At 71.2% G+C, this 18577-nt stretch carries 17 protein-coding genes; 15 read left to right on the forward strand and 2 right to left on the reverse strand.

What is annotated here, in order from left to right; genetic code table 11:
- Window positions 1-20: 20 nt before the first annotated feature.
- A complete protein-coding gene (locus FMM08_RS19765) occupies window positions 21-1058 on the forward strand; it encodes a hypothetical protein (RefSeq protein ID WP_147928093.1) in 1038 nt (345 codons plus the stop codon).
- A gap of 211 nt (window positions 1059-1269) precedes the next feature.
- Here FMM08_RS19765 and FMM08_RS19770 read toward each other — a convergent pair whose 3' ends face one another.
- Window positions 1270-2517 (reverse strand): site-specific integrase, encoded by a 1248-nt coding sequence (locus tag FMM08_RS19770; protein WP_147928094.1) that lies wholly within the window; start codon window positions 2515-2517, stop codon window positions 1270-1272.
- A gap of 153 nt (window positions 2518-2670) precedes the next feature.
- On the opposite strand from FMM08_RS19770, the gene FMM08_RS19775 reads away from it, so the two are divergent.
- From FMM08_RS19775 to FMM08_RS19820, 9 genes are all read left to right on the forward strand, one after another.
- Window positions 2671-3615, forward strand: coding sequence for a YfbU family protein (locus FMM08_RS19775; protein ID WP_147928095.1), 945 nt, complete (start codon window positions 2671-2673; stop codon window positions 3613-3615).
- Window positions 3616-3875: 260 nt separating this feature from the next.
- On the forward strand, window positions 3876-4388 hold the full coding sequence (locus FMM08_RS19780) for a hypothetical protein (protein WP_147928096.1): 513 nt from the start codon (window positions 3876-3878) through the stop codon (window positions 4386-4388).
- 479 nt (window positions 4389-4867) lie between these two features.
- The gene (locus FMM08_RS19785; RefSeq protein ID WP_180357948.1) at window positions 4868-5329 is read left to right on the forward strand and encodes a helix-turn-helix domain-containing protein; all 462 of its coding nucleotides are present in this window, start codon (window positions 4868-4870) and stop codon (window positions 5327-5329) included.
- Window positions 5330-5382: 53 nt separating this feature from the next.
- Complete coding sequence (locus tag FMM08_RS19790) at window positions 5383-6576, forward strand: zeta toxin family protein (protein WP_147928097.1); 1194 nt, start codon at window positions 5383-5385, stop codon at window positions 6574-6576.
- 535 nt (window positions 6577-7111) lie between these two features.
- Complete coding sequence (locus tag FMM08_RS19795) at window positions 7112-7309, forward strand: hypothetical protein (RefSeq protein ID WP_147928098.1); 198 nt, start codon at window positions 7112-7114, stop codon at window positions 7307-7309.
- A gap of 515 nt (window positions 7310-7824) precedes the next feature.
- The gene (locus tag FMM08_RS19805; protein WP_180357947.1) at window positions 7825-8241 is read left to right on the forward strand and encodes a MobC family plasmid mobilization relaxosome protein; all 417 of its coding nucleotides are present in this window, start codon (window positions 7825-7827) and stop codon (window positions 8239-8241) included.
- 17 nt (window positions 8242-8258) lie between these two features.
- Window positions 8259-10418, forward strand: a complete 2160-nt coding sequence (locus tag FMM08_RS19810) for a relaxase/mobilization nuclease domain-containing protein (protein ID WP_255472641.1) — start codon at window positions 8259-8261, stop codon at window positions 10416-10418.
- 2 nt (window positions 10419-10420) lie between these two features.
- Window positions 10421-11221: a DUF3801 domain-containing protein gene (locus FMM08_RS19815; RefSeq protein WP_187279884.1), complete on the forward strand. Its 801-nt coding sequence runs from the start codon at window positions 10421-10423 to the stop codon at window positions 11219-11221.
- 29 nt (window positions 11222-11250) lie between these two features.
- Window positions 11251-12969: a VirD4-like conjugal transfer protein, CD1115 family gene (locus FMM08_RS19820; protein WP_139713884.1), complete on the forward strand. Its 1719-nt coding sequence runs from the start codon at window positions 11251-11253 to the stop codon at window positions 12967-12969.
- 291 nt (window positions 12970-13260) lie between these two features.
- On the opposite strand, the gene FMM08_RS19825 is transcribed toward FMM08_RS19820, so the two are convergent.
- Entirely contained in the window at window positions 13261-14028 is a 768-nt protein-coding gene (locus tag FMM08_RS19825) for a CDP-alcohol phosphatidyltransferase family protein (protein WP_222710999.1), read from the reverse strand.
- Between the two features lie 29 nt (window positions 14029-14057).
- On the opposite strand from FMM08_RS19825, the gene FMM08_RS19830 reads away from it, so the two are divergent.
- Genes FMM08_RS19830 through FMM08_RS19850 form a run of 5 tightly spaced genes read left to right on the forward strand, consistent with a single transcriptional unit; the run spans window position 14058 to window position 18567 of the window.
- Complete coding sequence (locus tag FMM08_RS19830; protein ID WP_147928100.1) at window positions 14058-15140, forward strand: zinc-dependent alcohol dehydrogenase; 1083 nt, start codon at window positions 14058-14060, stop codon at window positions 15138-15140.
- A gap of 9 nt (window positions 15141-15149) precedes the next feature.
- Window positions 15150-15554 carry a 6-pyruvoyl trahydropterin synthase family protein gene (locus tag FMM08_RS19835; RefSeq protein WP_147928101.1) on the forward strand — a complete coding sequence of 135 codons (405 nt, stop codon included), beginning with the start codon at window positions 15150-15152 and terminating at the stop codon, window positions 15552-15554.
- 18 nt (window positions 15555-15572) lie between these two features.
- Window positions 15573-16739, forward strand: a complete 1167-nt coding sequence (locus tag FMM08_RS19840) for a glycosyltransferase family 4 protein (protein ID WP_147928102.1) — start codon at window positions 15573-15575, stop codon at window positions 16737-16739.
- Between the two features lie 11 nt (window positions 16740-16750).
- Window positions 16751-17584 (forward strand): methyltransferase domain-containing protein, encoded by an 834-nt coding sequence (locus FMM08_RS19845; RefSeq protein ID WP_187279885.1) that lies wholly within the window; start codon window positions 16751-16753, stop codon window positions 17582-17584.
- Window positions 17581-18567, forward strand: a complete 987-nt coding sequence (locus FMM08_RS19850; RefSeq protein ID WP_147928104.1) for a lysylphosphatidylglycerol synthase domain-containing protein — start codon at window positions 17581-17583, stop codon at window positions 18565-18567. The genes FMM08_RS19845 and FMM08_RS19850 overlap by 4 nt, the downstream gene beginning before the upstream one ends.
- Window positions 18568-18577 lie beyond the last annotated feature (10 nt).

The following is an 18577-nucleotide window of genomic DNA, read 5'->3' on the forward strand; positions in this document are numbered from 1 at the left end:
CGGTTGAAGGAGGAGACCCTGTGCCCTCGACGATGGAGGAGCTAGAACGCATCGCCGTCCAGCTCTTCGAAGCTAGGCGGCTGGCCGCCTACGACGACGTCGCCCACGTCCGCCTGGCGTTCCTGCTGCTGGACAACGCCGCGGAAATCTCCTTAATGCGTACCGCACGCGCTGGACTGGTCTGGGCTGAGAAGTACCGCGACCTCGCCGAGTCCCTAGGAGCCGCTGAGGACCTCGACGAGGAGGGCAAGGCTCTTCAATTAGATTTGATGAGCCAAGCTATTTCCAGGAAACGTCAAGACAAAATTGAATCAAATTTCAAGGACCTCGTTACCTACGCCCTGGGTGCTTCAGGCTTGGATCTACCTGAGGAGTACGGCGCCTGCGCGAAAGCGCTTCACCGATTTCGAAACGCCGCCTACCACCGCGACCACCTGCACCCTGACATCCTACAGGCGACCAATAGCATCTACTTCTTCTTGTGCTGTACCTTCCTGCTGCACGAGAAGTGGGTTATGAGTGAAATTGGCATCATCCCATCAGGGGTACGGGAAATCCTGGGGGAGGACACGCCTCAAGGGACTGGACCGAAGAGCACCGGAAGCGTACAGATGCTGACGCGGGCCGTCGCCGAGCACCTCCTGAAAGACCTAAACCTTGACGTCCAGGAAGTCGCTTCGGCGCTATCTAGACATCTTTTGGGAAGACTGACGGCGTTAGAAGCTGACCTGCAAAAGATCGAATCGGAAACCTTCCCGGGCCTAGGTCGAGACTTCATCTTAAGGGTGCTTCAGCAACTCCCAGAAGACAGGCGCGCGGCTGAGAGTGAACCACCTGCAAACTTCCTCACCCGCCAGCTACCCGTTACTTCAGGAACTCTGACGTCGTGGCGCACCCGCGCTGAATCGCTGCAACGTACTGATGAGGTCCTGAAAGCATTGAGGGCGTTTGCTGACGTCGAAGAACCCCTTACGACCTTGGAAAAGCCGGTGGCGCGGTTCATCGATGAGATTGATATGGAGGTTCAGCGGGAGGTCGACCGCCGACTCGGGAAGTAGCTGCAGGTGCGCCCAGAATCACCCAGCAGCGGCATGGTCAGTCGACCGCTGGCGGCAGCGTTTGGGGGTCCACACGTTCGTGTGGATGACGCGTCGGTGCAGGGTCTCGTTGAGGTGTGCCTCGGGGCGGAAGAAGCGGCCAGCTGAGACCTGCAACATCAGCTGCCCAGCAAGGTCCGCCGGAGCAGTGCGCTTCGCCATGTCCACGTCCCTACAGCCCCAGAGCCGTTGCCGCGTTGTCGGTCCAAGCGTGTGAGACCCGCACGTATCCGCCCAGGGAGGCCATCGAGCGGTGCCGGGTCTGGTGGGCGATCGCGCGGTCGCTCGAGCCCCGCAGGTGGGCGTAGGTGACGAACCCTGCCCGCAGGGAGTGCCCGCTGTACCCCGTCGTCGGGGCGCCGGTGCGGGCCAGGGCGCCTTTGACGAGGGTGGTCACCGATTCTGGGTGCAGGCGGCGCTGAGCTGGACGGTTGGCCTTGGTGACGCCGCGGAACACCGGGCCCTCGGTGATGTCGGCGAGCTCGAGCCAGCGCTGCATCGCCAGGACGGGGCAGCGGTCGGGGTTGCCGGCGCGGGGCAGGACGACGAGCTCGGCGCGGCTGCCGGTCTGGTTGGTCTTGGATCGCGGTAGGGACAGCACCAGGCCGTTGGGGTGCTCGGCGACGTCGGCGACCTCCAGGGCTGCCAGCTCGCTGCGGCGTAAGGCGCCCACGAAGCCGACCAGCAGCAGCGCGCGGTCACGCGCCCCGGTCAGATCCGGCTCCGGTGCTCGGACTGCTGCCCTCGAGGGGCGCCCCGACGCGGTCAAGGCTGGCGCGGGCCAGGTCCTGGTGACCGGACAGGCCGCCAGCACGTCAAACAGCAGCGGCGGCATCAGCGGGGCCGCCTGCTGCGGCGGGGCGCCGTGGAGGCGGCGGATGCCTTCCCAGACGGCCATGACCCGGGGGTGGGTGGCGGGGTCGGGGTGGCCGGCGCTGGCGTGGGCGAACTTGATCGAGCTCAAGCGCCGGGACAGGGTGCCGACCTTCGCGCCGGCCTCGGCCAGCGCGACCAGGTAGCCGGTCAGCGCTGAGGGAGAAGCGGGCATCGGCTCTGCGGCGTGGGTGGTGCACCAGGTGGTGAAGTCGGCCCAGTCGAAGCGGTACCCGCGCAGGGTGTTCTCCGCCCGGGCGGCGCGGGCGTAAGCCGCCTCGCGCTCGGGCAACCCCGCCAGCTGTGGCAGCACTCCGAGCGAGGCCAGCTCCAGCTGCCCCTCGATCGCCGCTCCATCGAGGACGGCTTCGTCGCCAAGGTCCTCATCGACGCTGTCGCGATCATCGCCGTCCACGGCGATGCCGGTATCCAGCCCCGGGACGATCTCAGGAGCGAAGCCGTCGTCGACCACGCCGTCGAGGCCGACGCTCTCGGAGGCGTCGACGTCGGCGTCGGCATCGACACCGGGAGAGGCGGGGAAGGCCACCACCTGACGGTAGGCGCCGCCCCCGACCGTGCGGGAAAGGTTGCCGGCATAGGACGGGATTCCCCTCATTATCCCGTGCTACCGCGCCAGCGCGACACGCCGCAGCGCTCTGCTAGCGCCTAGCACTGCGCTGCGCGCTGCTAGGTTGCTGCCATGGCGCAGCTCAACATCCGCATCGACGAGGCCGCCCGCGCCGGGCTGGACGCCTACGCCGAAGCCCGCGGCATCGCCACCGGCGACCTCGTGCGTCAGCTCATCGACCAGGCGATCAAAGATCCTGGCGCCGCCGGAGCCGAGGGCTACGTCAACCCCTACAACCACACCCGCCCCGCCACCCTGAGCTACGTCGAGCGGCGCACCCTGGCCATGCAGCACCGCATCCTGGCGCTGCTGGGCACGCGACCCTCCGGGCAGACAACGGGGCAGAACTTCGGGCAGCGCGCCAACCCGTCACATGGCGCGGCGGGGCGCGCCGTCGAGGACCAGTGGGGCGAGCGCTTCGACCCCATGGACCTGGCCGACGGCGACGCCGGCAGTCACCTGCGCGCCGCCGAAGCCCTCGAGCACGGCTACACCGCGGAGTACCCCGACCTGTTCGTGGCCATGGAGCCCGAGCTGAGCGACCAGGCCTGTGACCTGGTCCACGAGATCCTCACGATGTTCCGCGTCCTGCAGTTCGCCTGGTCCCAGCTGGCGCCCGATGAGCAGCAGGCCATCGAGCGCAGCGAGCGCTACGCCCAAGACATGCTGAGTTTTCGCGGCTTCGACGCCAACGATCCCGTCGAGTCCCGGCTGCTCGGCTACGCGCGCTACCTGCTCAGCAAGGGCCTCTACGTCGACCTGCGCGAGACCTTCGCCGCCCACGACGACGGCAACTCCCACGCCCGTCAGCTGGGTCTCTACCAGCGACTGCTGGCGGCCTACCGGCCCCTGTGGCGCGCCAAGCAGGACGAGGCCGTTCGCGGCTTCGGCCTGGGACGTGGCGCACTGACCCTGACCGCCGAAGAGCTGCACGGCCTGGCCAGGGCCTCGATGCTGCCCAGGACCCGCCTGGCTACGAACCCGCCCGCAGGCGACGGCGGTTCTGCCGTCTCATGACTCCCCAGAACCGCTCTGGGCGGCGCGCCTCAACGACTATCTCCGGGTCTGCCCAGCGGGCACGCTCAGCCAGCCAGCTCGTCGCCTTCGTCGATGAGTCCTCCCGCCGCCTCGGCGCCAGCGCGCACGCCGGTGGCTTCACCGCTCGCGTGCGCGGTGCGTCAGCCGATGATGCAGGCAGCCCCGCGCTCGACGCGCGGGGCACTGAGCGGCCCCTCGGGCCTGCGCTCTTAGCCCAGCCCGGGGAACGCATCTACCTCATGGCTGCTGCCATCTGCACCGCCGAGGAGCAGGAGCGACTGCGCGCGGCCCTGCGGGGACTGCTGCTGCCGCGCCAGGACCGCCTGCACTGGCGCGACGAGAGCGAGGCACGTCGACTGCAGATCACTGCGGGCATCGCTGCCCTCAGCGCTGCACTGCACTCCGTCGTCGTCGTGGCCGCGCCCGTTCCCGACGCCAAGCAGGAGCGCGCCCGCCGTCTGTGCCTGGAGACGCTGCACCCAGCCCTGGAGGCCCACGGGGTCAGCCTCATCGTCCAAGAACAGCGCACCCCGCAGCAGAACCGCCGCGACCTGCAGATGGTCGACGCCCTGCGCTCGGCGCACCTGCTGTCCGCCGCCGTCCGCGTCGAGTTCGCCCAGCCCATCGAAGAGCCACTGCTGTGGCTGCCCGACACCATCGCGGGGGCCGCAGGCCTGGCACGAGAGGGGCACCCTGAGCACCTGGCCAGGCTCTCGCTGGCGATCCAGCACCACGACGTGCCGATGCGCTGAAGGCCGCTCGTTTCGGCGTGGCAGCGGCAGAGTGAGAGCGCAGCGTGTCCACGAGAGCGCACATGATGATCGCTAGCCAGAGCCAGACAGCGCGAAGGCCGGGTCCCGTCGTCCGGCGGGGGTCCCGGCCTCACTTCCCAACCCCCAGCGGGAGCGGGCTACCACCAGTCTAGCGCGTTTGCCCTTGATGACGACGGGATGCAGCACGCTCCAGCTGGCAGTCCCTCCATCGGCGCTACCTACGCGAAACCTGAGCGTTGGCCGCCAAGCGAGCACTCATCGTCTCAGAACCTAGGAAGTGACACGGTTGCTCACCGAAAGCACGCGGAGGCCTTCGCGCAGCGATCGCAAGGTGGGGCGAGAGTCCGGCCGGCCGCCGTCAGAGCCTTCGCGGTCACAGGCAACAGACGTGCAGACTCATGGACCGGGCGGCACCACCCGATCGTGATAGCATGGGCTATCACGGGCAAGGAGGCGGCATGACTCTCATCAACGATCTGCCTGCGGCGCGCACCCTGGTGAGGCTTCATCACCAGAGCGAGATCGTCGACATGGATGAGCGCCGCGCCATGCTGCAGCTCGCTGCGGGTGGGGTGAGTCAGCGCGAGATCGCCGCCCTTCTGGGCGTGACCCAGCCCACGGTGAACGGCATCCTGAAGCGAGCTGCGAACCTGCCGCAGCCTGCGGAGGGCTTCTCCAGTGCGACGCCGATGGAGGCCTGCAAGCGGTACGCCGCCGGCCTGCTCGCACGGGATCAGTTGGTCGACGAGCTGGTGCGCTTCCCCTACGCCGCGGTCGAGCGTGACCCCTTCGACGACTTCAGTGCCGACCCGCCAGGGGCGTGGTCGGAGGTGGAAGACGCCGAGGGGCTCGGTCTGATCGAGGAGGACGTCTACGAAGAGATTTTCAACCGGCGCCACCCTGCCCCCGAAGGCCAGTGAGCAACCCCAGCGACGGCGCCGGTGGCAGTGCCGGTGGTGGTGCTGGCCGCGCGGTGAGTGACCTCGACGCTCAGGTGGCCGCGCACATGGCGCAGGTCCGCCGCCTGAGCCGAGCTGGCGGACCGCTGTCGGTGGAAGGGTCGACGGCGACGACGAATGTCGGTGCCTGGTTCAGGGGCGGAGAACCCACACCCCTCAGACGGCGACTGCACCGGCAGCTGCTCGTCGAGGCCAACGCAGGTGCTCGAGCCGACCAGGAGCGGCACGCCATCGTCATGGCCGGGCCCCCCGGCGCCGGCAAGTCCACGGTGCGGGTTCCGTTCATGGCAGCCGAAGGTCTGGACCCGGCGTCCTACACCGTCATCGACGCCGACCACTTCAAGGAGGGGCTGGTCCACGCGGCCCTGGCGGATGGCTCCTACGAGCGGTTCATCAAGCCCAGCGAGATCCGACAGTTAGAGGCTGCGGGGGAGCGGTTCTTCCCCTTGGAGATGTCCGCGCTGCTGCAGGAGGAGTCCGGTCTGCTGGCGCGGGCGCAGCAGCGTCAGCTGCTGCGGGCAGGTGCCAACGTCATCATCGACACGGTCCTGTCGAACCCCGACAAGGCGGTCGAGCTGGGCGGCCGGCTGGAGGCGATGGGCTACACCGTGACGGTCCTGGACGTGGAGGTCTCCGCCGAGCTCTCCCAGGCGCGCATCGAGCACCGCTGGGCTCTGGCCTACCGCGAAGCACTCACCGGTGTGGGCAGCGCTGGCGGTGGCCGCTGGGTGCCCTCGGAGTACGCCCGCCAGGTCTTCGACGGCCCACAGGGCCCGGGTGGCCCCTCGCGTTCAGAGGCGGCCGCGGCCGGGCTGGCACAGACCTGCCCGGCGGTCCTGCGCTACCAGGTTCTCCGCACCCCGGGGGGCCGAGAGCAGGTCCTCCAGGGCCAGCCCCAGCTCGAGGTCGACCTGGCGCGCAGCGGCCCGGGAGGGCCCCTGCAGCCGGTTGCTCGCTCGACCCGCAGCGTGGCGGCACCAACGGCACCGGGCGACGGCCGCCAGTCCTCGGCGCCGGTCCAGTCGGGCCGGACGGACCCGCCGCGTGGGCCGGCGTCGATGTCCTTGGCTGATCGCGTCACGCGGCAAGCGCAGTTCCGTGAGGCGGCACAGCGCAGCGCTGCCGCACCAGGCTGGACGTCGCCGGCTGGGCGCGGGCCTAACCTGAGTCCGGGAGGGAAGCCGCGCGGTCCTGGCGGCTCTCGGTGAGATGACGCCGTGGCGGCCGCCGTCATGGTCGTCCTCGTGGTCGACGTCGTGGTCGGCGTCGCGGTGAGGGGTCTGACGGCTGCTGGTGGCCGGCGGTGGTGGTGTAGGCCCTACAGCAGGTGGAGAACCGCTGAGCGCGAGGAGCGCCCGCTGGAACCGGGGCCCACGTCGAGCACTCTCGTGGGCTCGGTAGTGCCCGTGGCGGATGACTCCACCACCGCGGGACCCCTCCCCCTTCCAGGGCCTCCCTAGACCCAGCGCCCGCGACTGGTGGGGGGACGCGCAGCCCGCCGCCAGTGGTCGACCCATCGCGCCGAGGGGCGCATCCGGCGCCCCGAGGGATTACTGATGCTGGCGGCCGGGGCGCTTGCGCCCCGGCCGCCAGTGCTAGTGAACCCACGTGCTGCCCGCTCACGGATTGACGTGGTGTCGGTCGGTCGGGGCATGCTGTCCTGATCCACGACCGCATCTCGACCGCCTCTGGATCGGTCCGCGGTGCAGAGGCAGGGCCGAAGGGAGGCGTCACATGCAGGCCATGACGACGTTCCTGTTCGCCATTGCCATCGCGGTGTTCCTGTTCTGCCTCCGCGTGCTGGCCATGATTGTCGTGCTGCTGGTCCGGGTGCTGTGGGCGTTGCTGCTAGCGAGCCTGAGGCTGCTGTCGTGGCTGCTGGGCCTCGTCGTCGACGGCGGTACCGAGGTCTTCGCCCGGGCCAGGGCCCGTCGCGCCTGAGTCATCCGAGGCCGAGGCGTCCTCGGCCCCGGCGGCGAGCTCGGCGGTGCTGGCGGTTCCCGCGGAGCGGGGTCGACGAGGGAAGAACTGGGCCACCTCATCGCGGGACAGCCCGAACGCATTGGTGAGCTCTCGCTGGCTGAACCCAAGGTCGCGCAGCGTCTGCAGCGCATCGCGTGCGTCTGCGCTGGCACGTCGCACAGCTTCCAAGGACTTGGCGCCGGCGTTGATCGCCTGGCGCTTGCGCGCCAGAGCACTCTCTTCGCGCTCGAGCAGGGATCGGCCGCTGTCAGCATCGCGGGTGTCGGGGAAGACCATGGCCGCACGGTAGCGGCGCCGGCCCTGCGGGCCAGTCGCCGGGCCGGTCGGCGGGTGCTCACCGAGGGTGTCCGGCCCATCGTCTATGGTGCCGACCACCGGAGCAGCAAGCATAGCAAATGTTAAACATTTGCTGGTCTAGCGGCTTCGCCGCAGACCGTTATGGGCTCCGCCCAAACCCGTTAGGAGGTGGTCCCGTGGCACGTCGCGCCGCCTCCGATGGCCGTGAGGTCTTCAAGGCCCTGCGACTGACGACGATGGACTGGGAGCGCATTCAGCAGCGCATGGCGCTGGCTGGGACTTCGAACTTCAGCGCTTACGCGCGACGTGTTCTGGTCGACGGGGAGCTGCGCGTGCAGACGGTCGCGTTCGACGCGGAGGTGCTGCGCGCGGAGCTCGGGCGGATCGGCAACAACCTCAACCAGATCGCCCGCCACGCGAACACGGAGTCATCGCTGACGCTGTCGGAGGCCGTCGCTGCACGTCGGCTGATGCAGGAGGTGCAGCAGCTCCTGAGTGCGGCCACCCGCCCGCAAGATCGCGTCAACGAACGCACCGAAGACCGCACCGAAGACCGCACCGAAGACCGCACCGTCGAGACGGGCGGGGACTAGCGGTGGCGGTCGTGACGATGCACCAGATCAAGTCGACTCTGGGCAAGGCGCTGCGGTACATCGTGCGACCGGAGGCGACCCAGGGCGGGCTGCTGGTGTCCACGACGGCGGCGGTCATCGACCCCAGTGACTGGAACGCGACGGCGGAATCCTTCGAGGCCTCACGGGAGCTGAGGCAGGGTTCGGGTCGCAAGTCCACCGTGCTCGCCCATCACGTCATCCAGGCGTTCGCGCCCGGTGAAATCACCTCCGGAGCCCAGGCCCATGACCTCGGAGTGGCCTTCGCCGACCGCATCACGCAGGGCCGGTTCGCGTACACGCTGGCGACGCACCTGGACAAGGGCCACCTGCACAACCACCTCATCATCAACGCCGTCAGCCACGTCGACGGCAGGGCCTTGCGGGTGCAGAAGCAGACACTCGGGGACTACCGCGCCATCAGTGACGAGCTGTGCCGCGGGATGGGTCTGAGCGTCATCGAGCGGACCGTCGAGCGTGATGAGACGCGCACGGACACGGTGGTGCGTCCGCGGCTGGCGGAGGTCTACACGCGTGCTCGTGGCGCCTCGCGGCACGAGCAGGTGCGCCTCGCGATCGACCATGCGGTGTCTGCGTCTAGCAACTGGCTTGACTACGAGCTGACGTTGGAGGCCCAGGGCATCGAGGTCGGTCGCAGCCAGAAGCGAGCAGTGACCTACCGCACCGAGTCGATGGCCCGCGCGGTGCGCGACGTTCGGCTCGGGCCTGCTTATGCCGAAGGGGCGGTGATGGCGCGGCTGGGTAAGACCAGCGTGCTGCGCTTCGATGCCCACGAGTCCCTGGTCGTGCCGGTCCGAGCATCCTCACGAGCGTCCAGCCGCGTGCCTGTGCAGTCGCATGGAGAGGTGCACCGGGAGGCGCCTGGAACTGCGCCCGTGCATGACGCGGCCAACGCCTCGATGCAGCACGCCGTGACCATCAAGGTGCCGGGCACAGCAGGGCAGCGCTGCATCGCGGTGCACCCTGACCAAGTCGTTCAGCATGGCAAGATGCTGCGGATCTACCTGCCCGAGCACGGCACCCAGGCGATCCTGAACCGCAGCGGAGGCATCGTGGCCAACGTCCCGACCAAAGCCCTCTACGCGGCCTTCACGCCGCCCGCGCGGGAACTCGCGGGTCGCCTCCACCAGATCGAAAGCTCGCGTGGGCTGCGCGGCGGCAAGCGTGTTCGTGAGCAGGTGGAGCGCCTAGCGACGAGCGCGAACCTGCTCAATGTGCGGGGCCGCTTCGGGATCCTCACCGAGACCGACGCGCTGGCGCATGTCGCTGCGCTGGGCGCGGAGATCGAGCGCGCGGAGACCCGCATCCAGCACCTGGCGGTCGCCCTGGATGAGAGCGCCCCGGGGAGCCAGGAACGCGCGGACCTGCGCGTGCAGCTCGCCGACGCCAGTCGCAGCATGGGGGACCTGCAAACCACCGCGACCGAACTGATCCAGTGGGCCAAGACCGCGCCGCCGCGGGAGAACGGGCACCCCGGAACAGGCCGCACCGAGCTGGCTGACCTGGCCGACGTGGCGCTGCGCGAGCGGCTGGGCGACGTCGACCCCGTTGACCTCAGCGCCATAGGCGTCCCTGCGGAACGCGTGAGCCAGCTGCTGGACCAGCCGGCCTCCGGCGGAGTCTCGGAGCGGCCGGAACAGGGGCCGGCGGGAGGGCCGGCCAACGCGTCGGCAGACCGTGTCGACGTGTCAGCTGAGGCACCGGCCGACCTGTTGGCCGACGCGCCAGAGCGGGCGCGCGAGGCGCCTGGGCGGAGTGACCATGGCGACCTCGCGGGGGACGAGACGCTCCCCCCGCAGGCCGCCGAAGGTCGTGACGGCCAGCACGCCCAGCCGCGCGAGGACGCCGTCGAGATGTCCTGGGAGGACGTCGTGGAGATGTCCGACAGCTTGGTCCGCCCGGCTGGCCCGGGCGACGGCGCCAGTGACCCCGGAGGTCTCGACGTGGAAGAGGAGCGCGCCGCGCGTCCTACCGAGCGTCGCAGTGCCTCACGTGGTGGGCCAGGGCGGGACGTGTCCCAGCGGCCCGCGGGATGGAAGACGATGAGCCTGACGGAGCGCGCTGCCTGGCTCAGTGGCAGGTCGGTGCGCGAGAGCGCACGCGACACCGACGACAACACACCGAAGCGGAGGCGCTGACCATGTCGGTCGAGAGCATCGAGAGCACAGCCCGTCGAGTCTCGTTCGAGATGGGTGTGGAGGCGGTCAAACTCGTCGGGCCGCTCAGCAACCTCCTGTGGGCTGCCTCGCGCGCCCTGGTCACCAAGGCGCTCACGACGATGCCGGGCCGCGGCGGGTCCATGGGTGGTCGCGTCTCCACGGTGGACCTGGAGAAGTTCACCAACGGCCAGCGCGCCATCGTCAACCTGGAGGACCCGCGCACCTTTCGCGTGGTGCGCCAGACGCTGCGGCGCTACGGCGTCACGTTCGCGGTGACCAAGGAGGCCGGGGAGTTCCGCGTGCACATCGGCGCCGGCAACGCCGCGCTCCTGGACGCCGCAATGAAGCACGCCGAGTCGACCGTGGCCCGCCAGATCCAGCGGGAGCAGGACCGCGCAGCTAAGCGGGAGGCAGCAACCCCCCAGCGCAGGACGACCACGCCGGAGCGCACCGCGGACCGCGTCGTGGACCGCACCGTGCCTTCCCAGACTCGACAGCCGGACCCAGCTCCTTCCCGAGAGGTTGCCCGGGAGGCCGTCGGCCCGGTCGCGGGGCGGTCGCGTGCAGCAGGAGTTGTGAGCCGCACCGATGGCCCAGAAGTCCCGGCGAACTTCGCCCGCATGAGCTTGGAGCAGCGCACCCCCTACCTGGCGCGGCAGCGGGCAACCGGCGCGCGCACTGGGGAGGCTCGCCCTCGTGGCGCTGCTCGCTCGGCGCCGGTGCGCGCGGGACGGTCCACGTCCGCACGTACGGCATCACGCACCCCGCGCGGTCCCCGGTGAAGGGCCGGATCGCCCCTGGGCTGGGGGCCGTGCTGCTGGTCGCCGTCGGCGCCAAGGCCACCCGCGCGGTGCGCGAGTCCTGGGCCAGCTCTGACGTGATCACCGAGCGTCTGGGGGCGATCACCCCCGCACTGCAGCAGGAAGGCCGCCGGTGGTGGTCCCTGGACGTCCAGGGGATGGACTGGCTCGGCGGACTCGGGCTGCTGGTGGTGGTCCTGCTGATGATCGCCTACAGCCGTGCTGGACGGCAGACCGAGCGCATCGGCGAGGAGCACGGATCAGCGGCCTGGGGAGGGGGACGTGACATCGCCCCTTACGCGGGACGACGGGGTGAGCCGAGGCTGCGCTTCACCGCCACTGAGACGCTGTCGTTGGACACCCGGACCACCCGGCGCAACCTCAACGTCCTGGCCGTCGGAGGCGCAGGCAGTCGCAAGACCCGCAGCTTCGTGCTGCCGAACCTGCTCTCGGGCAACGGCGTCTCCTTCGCTGCCACCGACCCCAAGGGTGAGCTGTACCGCGAGGCTGCCGAGCCGCTGCGAGCCGCCGGGTACGACGTGCGGGCGCTGAACCTGGTCGACCTGCGCTCCTCGAGCGGGTTCAACCCGCTGGCCTACATCGACCGCGACCAGCCCGAGGTCGGTATCGCACAGCTGGCGGCCACCATCGTCAGCAACACCGAGAGCAAGGGCGTCGACGGCAAGGACGCGTTCTGGGACCGTGCCGAGCGGGCGCTGCTGACGTCGCTGACCGCGTACGCCTACTTCATGGGTGAGGCAGCGCGGCTCGCGGCGCTGGCCGATGAGGCCAAGAGCCCCGGGTCGGTACCGCCCAAGGGCCTGGGGCCGGCCTCCCTCATCGACGTGGTCGAGTTGGTCAAGAAGCTCGAAGCCAGCGAGGACAACGAAAAGCACACCTCCGAGGTCGACGAGATGATGGAAGTCGTCCGCGACCTGCTGGACAACTGGAGCGACCTTCCGGACATGCGCCCGGAGGAGTCCGACCACATCCGCGACGGCCTGCACTTCGCCGCCGGCCAGTACCGCATCTTCCAGCAGGGCGCCGGTGAGACCAAGAAGGGAGTCATCATCTCCCTGGGGGTTCGCCTGGCCGTGTTGGATGTTCCCGACGTGCGCCGGTTGCTTTCACATGACGAACTCGCGATCGAGCAGCTGGGGCTCAATCCAGGCGTATTGTTCTGCATCCTGCCGGACACTCACCAGACCTTCCGCTTCATCTCGGCACTGTTCTGGCACTCGATGTTCTCAGTGAATGTCTACGCGGCCGATCACTCCCCTGAAGGTCAGCTAGAAGTACCGATCCAGTGCTACCTGGACGAGTTCGCCAACATCGGACGCATCCCGGACTTCCCGCAGGTAATCTCCACCATCCGCAGCCGCGGCATCAGCGTCGCCGTCATCTTGCAGACCCTCGGTCAACTGAAAGCTCTGTACCGCGACGAGTGGGAAGTCATCGCCGGCAACTGCGACAGCTTCCTCTTCCTGGGCGGGAACGACGCGACGACGCTGGACTGGCTGTCCAAACGCCTGGGCCGCTCCACGATCAAGGTGGAAGACACCAGCCAGAGCAGCGGGCGCAACAGCTCTTCCTCACGCAGCCTCAAGAAGACCCACCGCGACCTCATGACCCCCGACGAGCTGGGTCGGATGAACGAGGAGGAGTGCATCTACCTGCTGCGCGGAGTCAAGCCGTTCAAGTCCCGCAAGGTGCCGATCTACGTCGGGTGAGCGGCCAACTCTGATGATCACTCTTCGTGCTCCTCTGTGACCGGTGATGCCCAGACGCGATGTTCGTATGTCGTACCTGAACGAGACGCTTCAACGAACAGGCCAAATGCGACTCGAGCACGCGGCGTGACGAGACCCAGACCGGCGACGCCCAGTCCGTCCGCTCAGCGGTCGTCATGTGCGACCTCACTCACCAGGATCGAGCAGACAGCTCCACAGCCGCCTAGCGACATCGGGAGCTGGCTCTGGCACCTCATTTCTCAACACCCAGCGATCGCGTCGCATGACGCGTCACCCGCGGCAGCGGTCCTCACGCACGAGGGTGAGCCCATCACGCCCGAACGACCAGGCGAGTGACGCTAGTGCACCTGCCGCCAGGACCACAGCGAGCGGCTGCGGCAGGCCGGGGACGGCGACGGCGGCGAGGACGACGCCCTGGACGGCGGCGACCAGCTTGCGGGAGAACAGCGGAGCCAGCTGGCCCCGCAGCGGCGGCCACACCGCGCCGACCGCCACCCACGCGTAGCGCATGCCGCCGATGGCCAGCACCCACCACCCGACGACCGCGGCGGACGGCAGGCACAGCACCGCGATCAGTGCGGCGTCCACCTCCATGTCCAACCGGGCGCCCGCCGCGCTGGCGGTGCGGGTCCGGCGGGCCACCGCGCCGTCGACGGCGTCCAGCGCCAGCGCCGGCGCTGCGAGCAGCACCACCGGCCAGGACGAACCCAGCTCACCCCGGAGCAGGTCGAGGGCGACCAGGGTCGCCACCCCGCCCCCGAGGACCGTCCGCAGGAGCGTGACGCGGTCGGCCGGACCGCTCCACCCGTCGCGGCGTCGAGCCACGCCGAGGGCCGCGACCCCCACCAGCAGGGTGCCCGTCCCGGCCGCCAGGGCCGCCCGGTGACCGCCGCCCGGCATCACCGAGGTGAGTGACACCAGCGCGCACACCACCGCGGCGGCGAGCACCGTGAGGAGCGCGTCACGCCGCGCCGAGCCGTCTCCGTCCGCTCGCGCCGCCTGACCGGTCGGTCTCGCCGAGCCGCTCACCTCGCCCACCCCAGGAGCCTCGCGTACCTTGCTCGATCATGCCCGTGCAGGCCTTGCAGTCCTCTGAGCCGTCCGGGCAGCCGGGTCGTTCCCCCCTGCACGCCACGGCGTACTGGACGACCGGGCCCGGGACCGGTGAGCTCCGCAGCGAGACCCTCTCGCCCCCCGGTGCGGGTCAGGTGCTGGTGCGGACCCTGCACTCCGGGGTCTCCCGCGGCAGTGAGCTGCTGGTCCACCGCGGCGGTGTGCCACCGGAGGTGGCGCAGAGCATGCGGGCACCGTTCCAGCAGGGCGACCTGCCCGGCCCGGTCAAGTACGGGTACCTCTCGGTCGGGGTGGTCGAGGCCGTCGGCCGGGGAGCCGACAAGGACGACGAGCAGGGCGGCTCTCCGCTGCTGGGGAAGACCGTCTTCTGCCTGCACCCCCACCAGGACCGCTACGTCGTCCCCGCCGACGCCGTCCACCCCGTCCCCACCACCGTCCCGGCGCGGCGGGCGGTGCTCGCGGGCACGGTCGAGACCGCCCTGAACGCCCTGTGGGACGCCGCACCCCGGTTCGGCGACCGCGTCGCCGTGGTCGGCGCCGGCATGGTCGGGGCCGCCGTCGCCGCGCTGGCGCGCCGCTTCCCCCTGCAGCGCCTGCAGCTGGTCGACCGCGATCCCTCCCGGGCGGAGCTGGCCGCCTCCCTCGGCGTTGACTTCGCCCTGCCCGAGCAGGCCGCCGGGGGGTGCGACATCGTCGTGCACGCCTCCGCCAGCGGCGAGGGCCTCTCGCGGGCTCTGGAGCTGCTGGGCCCGGAGGGTGAGGTGGTGGAGGTCTCCTGGTATGGCGACGCACCGGTGACCGTCAGGCTCGGAGCGGGCTTCCACGCCCGGCGCCTGGCCATCCGCGCCTCCCAGGTGGGCACTGTCGCCACAGCCCGCCGAGCGCGGCGCAGCACTTCCGAGCGCCTCCAGTTGGCGCTGGAACTGCTCTCGGACCCGGTCTTCGACGCCCTGCTGTCCGGATCCGTGGGTCTGGACGACCTGCCGGCGGCCATGGTCGACCTCGCCACGGGACGGCGAAGCGCGCTCTGCCTGGTCGTCGACCATCCGACCGTACCCTCCGACCTCGCCTCCTGAGGAGCCGCCGTGTACCGCGTCAGCGTCCGCGACCACGTGATGGTCGCCCACTCCCTGCCTCGCCCCTTCTTCGGCCCCGCGCAGGGCAAGCACGGGGCGACCTACGTCGTGGAGCTGGTGCTGGCGGCCACGGCGCTGGACGAGAACGGCGTGGTGGTCGACATCGGGGCGGCCTCGGCGGCGCTGGGCTCCGTGCTGGACGAGCTGCGCTACCGCGACCTCGACGAGCACCCCGCCTTCGCCGGTCAGCTCACCACCACCGAGGTCCTCGCCCGCTGGGTGGCCGACCGCGTGGCGGCTGCCTCGCACTGCGAAGGACCGGCCGCGGGTCTGGTCAAAGGGCTGGACCACCTCGAGGTGGTGCTCCACGAGACCCCCGACGCCTGGGCCAGCTACCGCCTCGACGCCCTGTGACGCTCCCGTGATGGTGCTGTGACGACCGCTGAGGCGGCTACTGAGACGGCTACTGAGACGGAGCGGAGCCTCGCCGTCGTCGTCCCGGCGCCGTGGCAGGCCCTGTCCGGCGGCAGCACCTACGACCGGCGGCTCGTCGCCGCGCTGCGCACCCGTGGGACCCCGGTGCGCGTGGAGGTCGTGGACGGCGCGTGGCCGCGACCGTCGCCGGGCGAGCGACGAGCGCTGGCAGAGGCGCTGGTCCGCTCCGGGGCGGCGGACGTCGTCGTCGACGGCCTCGTGGCTGCCGCCGCACCCACCGAGGTGCTGGCGGCGGTCGACGACGGGACGCGGGTGCACGTCCTGGTGCACCTGCCCCTGGCGCTGGAGAGCGGCCTGGACCCGGCCGTCGCGGCCGAGCTCGACCGGAGCGAGGCAGCAGCGCTGCGCGCAGCGACCTCCGTGCTGGCCACCAGCGGCTGGGCGGCCACCGAGCTGCAGCGGCGCCACGGCCTGGGAGCCGTCGGCGTGGCGCGGCCGGGGGCCGAGCCCGCCCCGGCAGCACGGGGCTCCCGGGACCGGCCGCCGCGCGTCCCGCAGCTGCTGCACCTGGCCTCGCTCAGACCCGTCAAGGACCAGCTCGGGGTGGTCGCCGCCCTCAGCCGGCTCCAGGACCTCCCGTGGAGCGCCGTCCTGGCCGGACCCGTCGGCGATGCCGAGTACTCCGCGGCCGTCGAGGCCGCCGTCGACGCCGCTGGGCTCCGCGACCGCGTGCGTCTGCCGGGTCCGGTGGTCGACGACGAGCTCGAGCGCCTCTGGGACGCCACCGACCTGCTCCTGCTGCCCTCGCGCGCCGAGACGTGGGGCATGGTCGTCACCGAGGCCCTCGCCCGTGGGGTCCCCGCCGTCGTCAGCGCCGGCACCGGCGCCGTCGAGGCCCTCGGAGGCCCGCACGAGGGGGGGCTGCCCGGTGCCGTGGTCGCTCCCGGTGACCCCGAGCAGCTGTCCGCCGCGCTGCGACGCCTCCTCGGCCCCGAGGGTGCCGCCGCCCGTGCCGCAGCTGGCGCCGCGCGGCGACAGCTGGTCGACGGCGGAGGCTGGGACAGCACCGCGGCGGCGGTCCTCGACCACGTCCGCGCCGCCCGACAACCCGGCCGACGACGCGTGCGAGGCCCTGACCGACGACCCGACCGACGACCCGAGTGAGGTCACGACCCGTGAGTGATGGCGCCACCCCGACGCTGACCGAGTGGCTCGCGCTGCGCGAGGGCGCGGACGAGCGCGCCCGGCGCAGCGCGACCCCGCAGCTGCTGCACCACCTGGGGCTCGACACCACCGCTGCGCCGCAGGGGCGCCTCCGGGTGGTGGACGTGGGCGCGGGCACCGGCGCCAACCTGCGCCACCTGGCCCCGGTCCTCTCGAGCGCACAGGACTGGCTCCTGCTCGACCACGACCCCGAGGTGCTGGAGCGCGCCGAGGAGCTCCTGGACGAGGAGCCCGTCGCCGCGCGTGCCACGGTCACCACCCGTCTCGGTGACCTCGCAGGGGTGGACCTGCGCGGCAGCGCCGACTTGCTGACCTGCACGGCGCTGCTCGACGTGCTGCGCGCCGACCAGGTCGACGGACTCGTGGCCGCGCTGGCGGCGGCGCGGGTGCCTGCGCTGATGGCCCTGACGGTCACCGGTGAGGTGCAGCTGGACCCGCCGCACCCCGCTGACGCGGAGCTGGCGAGGACCTTCGACGACCACCAGCAGCGCGACGGGCGCCTCGGCCCGCTCGCTGCTGGACACACCGTCCAGGCCCTCGCGCGGGCCGGCTTCTCGGTGCTGACCGTGCCCACGCCGTGGCGGCTGGGGCCTGAGGAACCCGAGCTGGTGCTGGAGTGGGCCGCCGGGCGGGTCGAGGCGGCGGTGGAGCAGGATCCCGCGCTGGCCGGTACCGGGCGCAGCTGGCTGCAGCAGCGCAGCCGGGAGGTCGACCGGGGTGAGCTGCACGCAGTGGTCCACCACGTCGACCTGGCAGCGGGACCCCCGGCGGGCGCGACCTCGTGAACCGGTGGCTGCGGGCCTCGCTCCAGGCGGCTGCCGGAGTCGGGCTGCTGGCCCTGACGGTGCACCTGGTGGGCGCCGGGCCCTTCCGCCAGGCCCTGGGCGTGCTCACCCCGCCCACCGCGGTCGCGGCCCTCGCGCTGGGCGCGGTGGCCACGGCGGCCCAGGCGCTGCGGTGGCGCGCTGTGGCAGCGGTGCGGGCCGGCGGCTCGGACGTGGGCTCAGACGGCGGCTCAGACGGCGGCTCAGACGGCGGCTCGGACGACGCCGGGACGGGGCGGGCGATGGGCCCCGGCCGCGCCGTCGGGGAGTGCTACCGCGCTGGGGTGCTGAACGCCGTCCTGCCCGGGGGTCTGGCCGGCGACGCGCTGCGCGCTCACCGGGCCCGGCGGCACGGTGGGTGGTGGCGCAGCGCCACCTCGGTGGGCGTGGAGCGGCTGGCGGGCACCGCCCTGCTGCTCGCCGTCGCGGCGGTGGTGCTGTGGACGGCCGCTGATCAGTTGGAGCAGCTGCAGCGGTGGGCGCTGGCGGTGGCGGTGACCGCGGCGGTGCTGGTGTTCCTGGTCACCCGCGCGCTCGCGTCGGCGCCCGCGGTCGTGCACCTGGCGGTCTGGGGGTGGTCGGCCCTGGGCCTGGCGGCGCTGGTGACGCTCTTCGCCGTCGCTGCTGCAGCGCTGCGCGCGGGCCCGGACGCGGCGGGGACCGCAGTCCTGGCCGTCCTGGCGCTGCTGGGGATGTCCCTGCCGGTCGGTGCCGGCGGCTTCGGCCCGCGGGAGGCGCTGGCGGCAGCGGCCTCCGACGCCGCCGGCACCACACCGGGGGTCGCTGTCGCCCTCGCCGCCGGGTACGGGGTGCTGGCCGTGCTGTCGACCGCACCCGGCGCGGTGCTGCTGCTCGCCGACCTCACGGGGTCCTCGCGCCCCCGAGCGCTCAGCCGCGTGCTCGGCCGGGTCCGCAGTCGAGTGCACGGTCGAGTGCGCGGCTGACCCACCGCGC

Source organism: Quadrisphaera setariae (assembly GCF_008041935.1).
GTDB lineage: Bacteria > Actinomycetota > Actinomycetes > Actinomycetales > Quadrisphaeraceae > Quadrisphaera > Quadrisphaera setariae.

Excerpts from the sequence above, each read along its gene's own strand:
- FMM08_RS19775 (WP_147928095.1), top strand. The coding sequence starts at position 2,671 with ATGGCGCAGCTCAACATCCGCATCGACGAGGCCGCCCGCGCCGGGCTG.
- FMM08_RS19780 (WP_147928096.1), top strand. The coding sequence starts at position 3,876 with ATGGCTGCTGCCATCTGCACCGCCGAGGAGCAGGAGCGACTGCGCGCG.
- FMM08_RS19785 (WP_180357948.1), top strand. The coding sequence starts at position 4,868 with ATGACTCTCATCAACGATCTGCCTGCGGCGCGCACCCTGGTGAGGCTT.
- FMM08_RS19795 (WP_147928098.1), top strand. The coding sequence starts at position 7,112 with ATGACGACGTTCCTGTTCGCCATTGCCATCGCGGTGTTCCTGTTCTGC.
- FMM08_RS19810 (WP_255472641.1), top strand. The coding sequence starts at position 8,259 with ATGCACCAGATCAAGTCGACTCTGGGCAAGGCGCTGCGGTACATCGTG.
- FMM08_RS19815 (WP_187279884.1), top strand. The coding sequence starts at position 10,421 with ATGTCGGTCGAGAGCATCGAGAGCACAGCCCGTCGAGTCTCGTTCGAG.
- FMM08_RS19830 (WP_147928100.1), top strand. The coding sequence starts at position 14,058 with ATGCCCGTGCAGGCCTTGCAGTCCTCTGAGCCGTCCGGGCAGCCGGGT.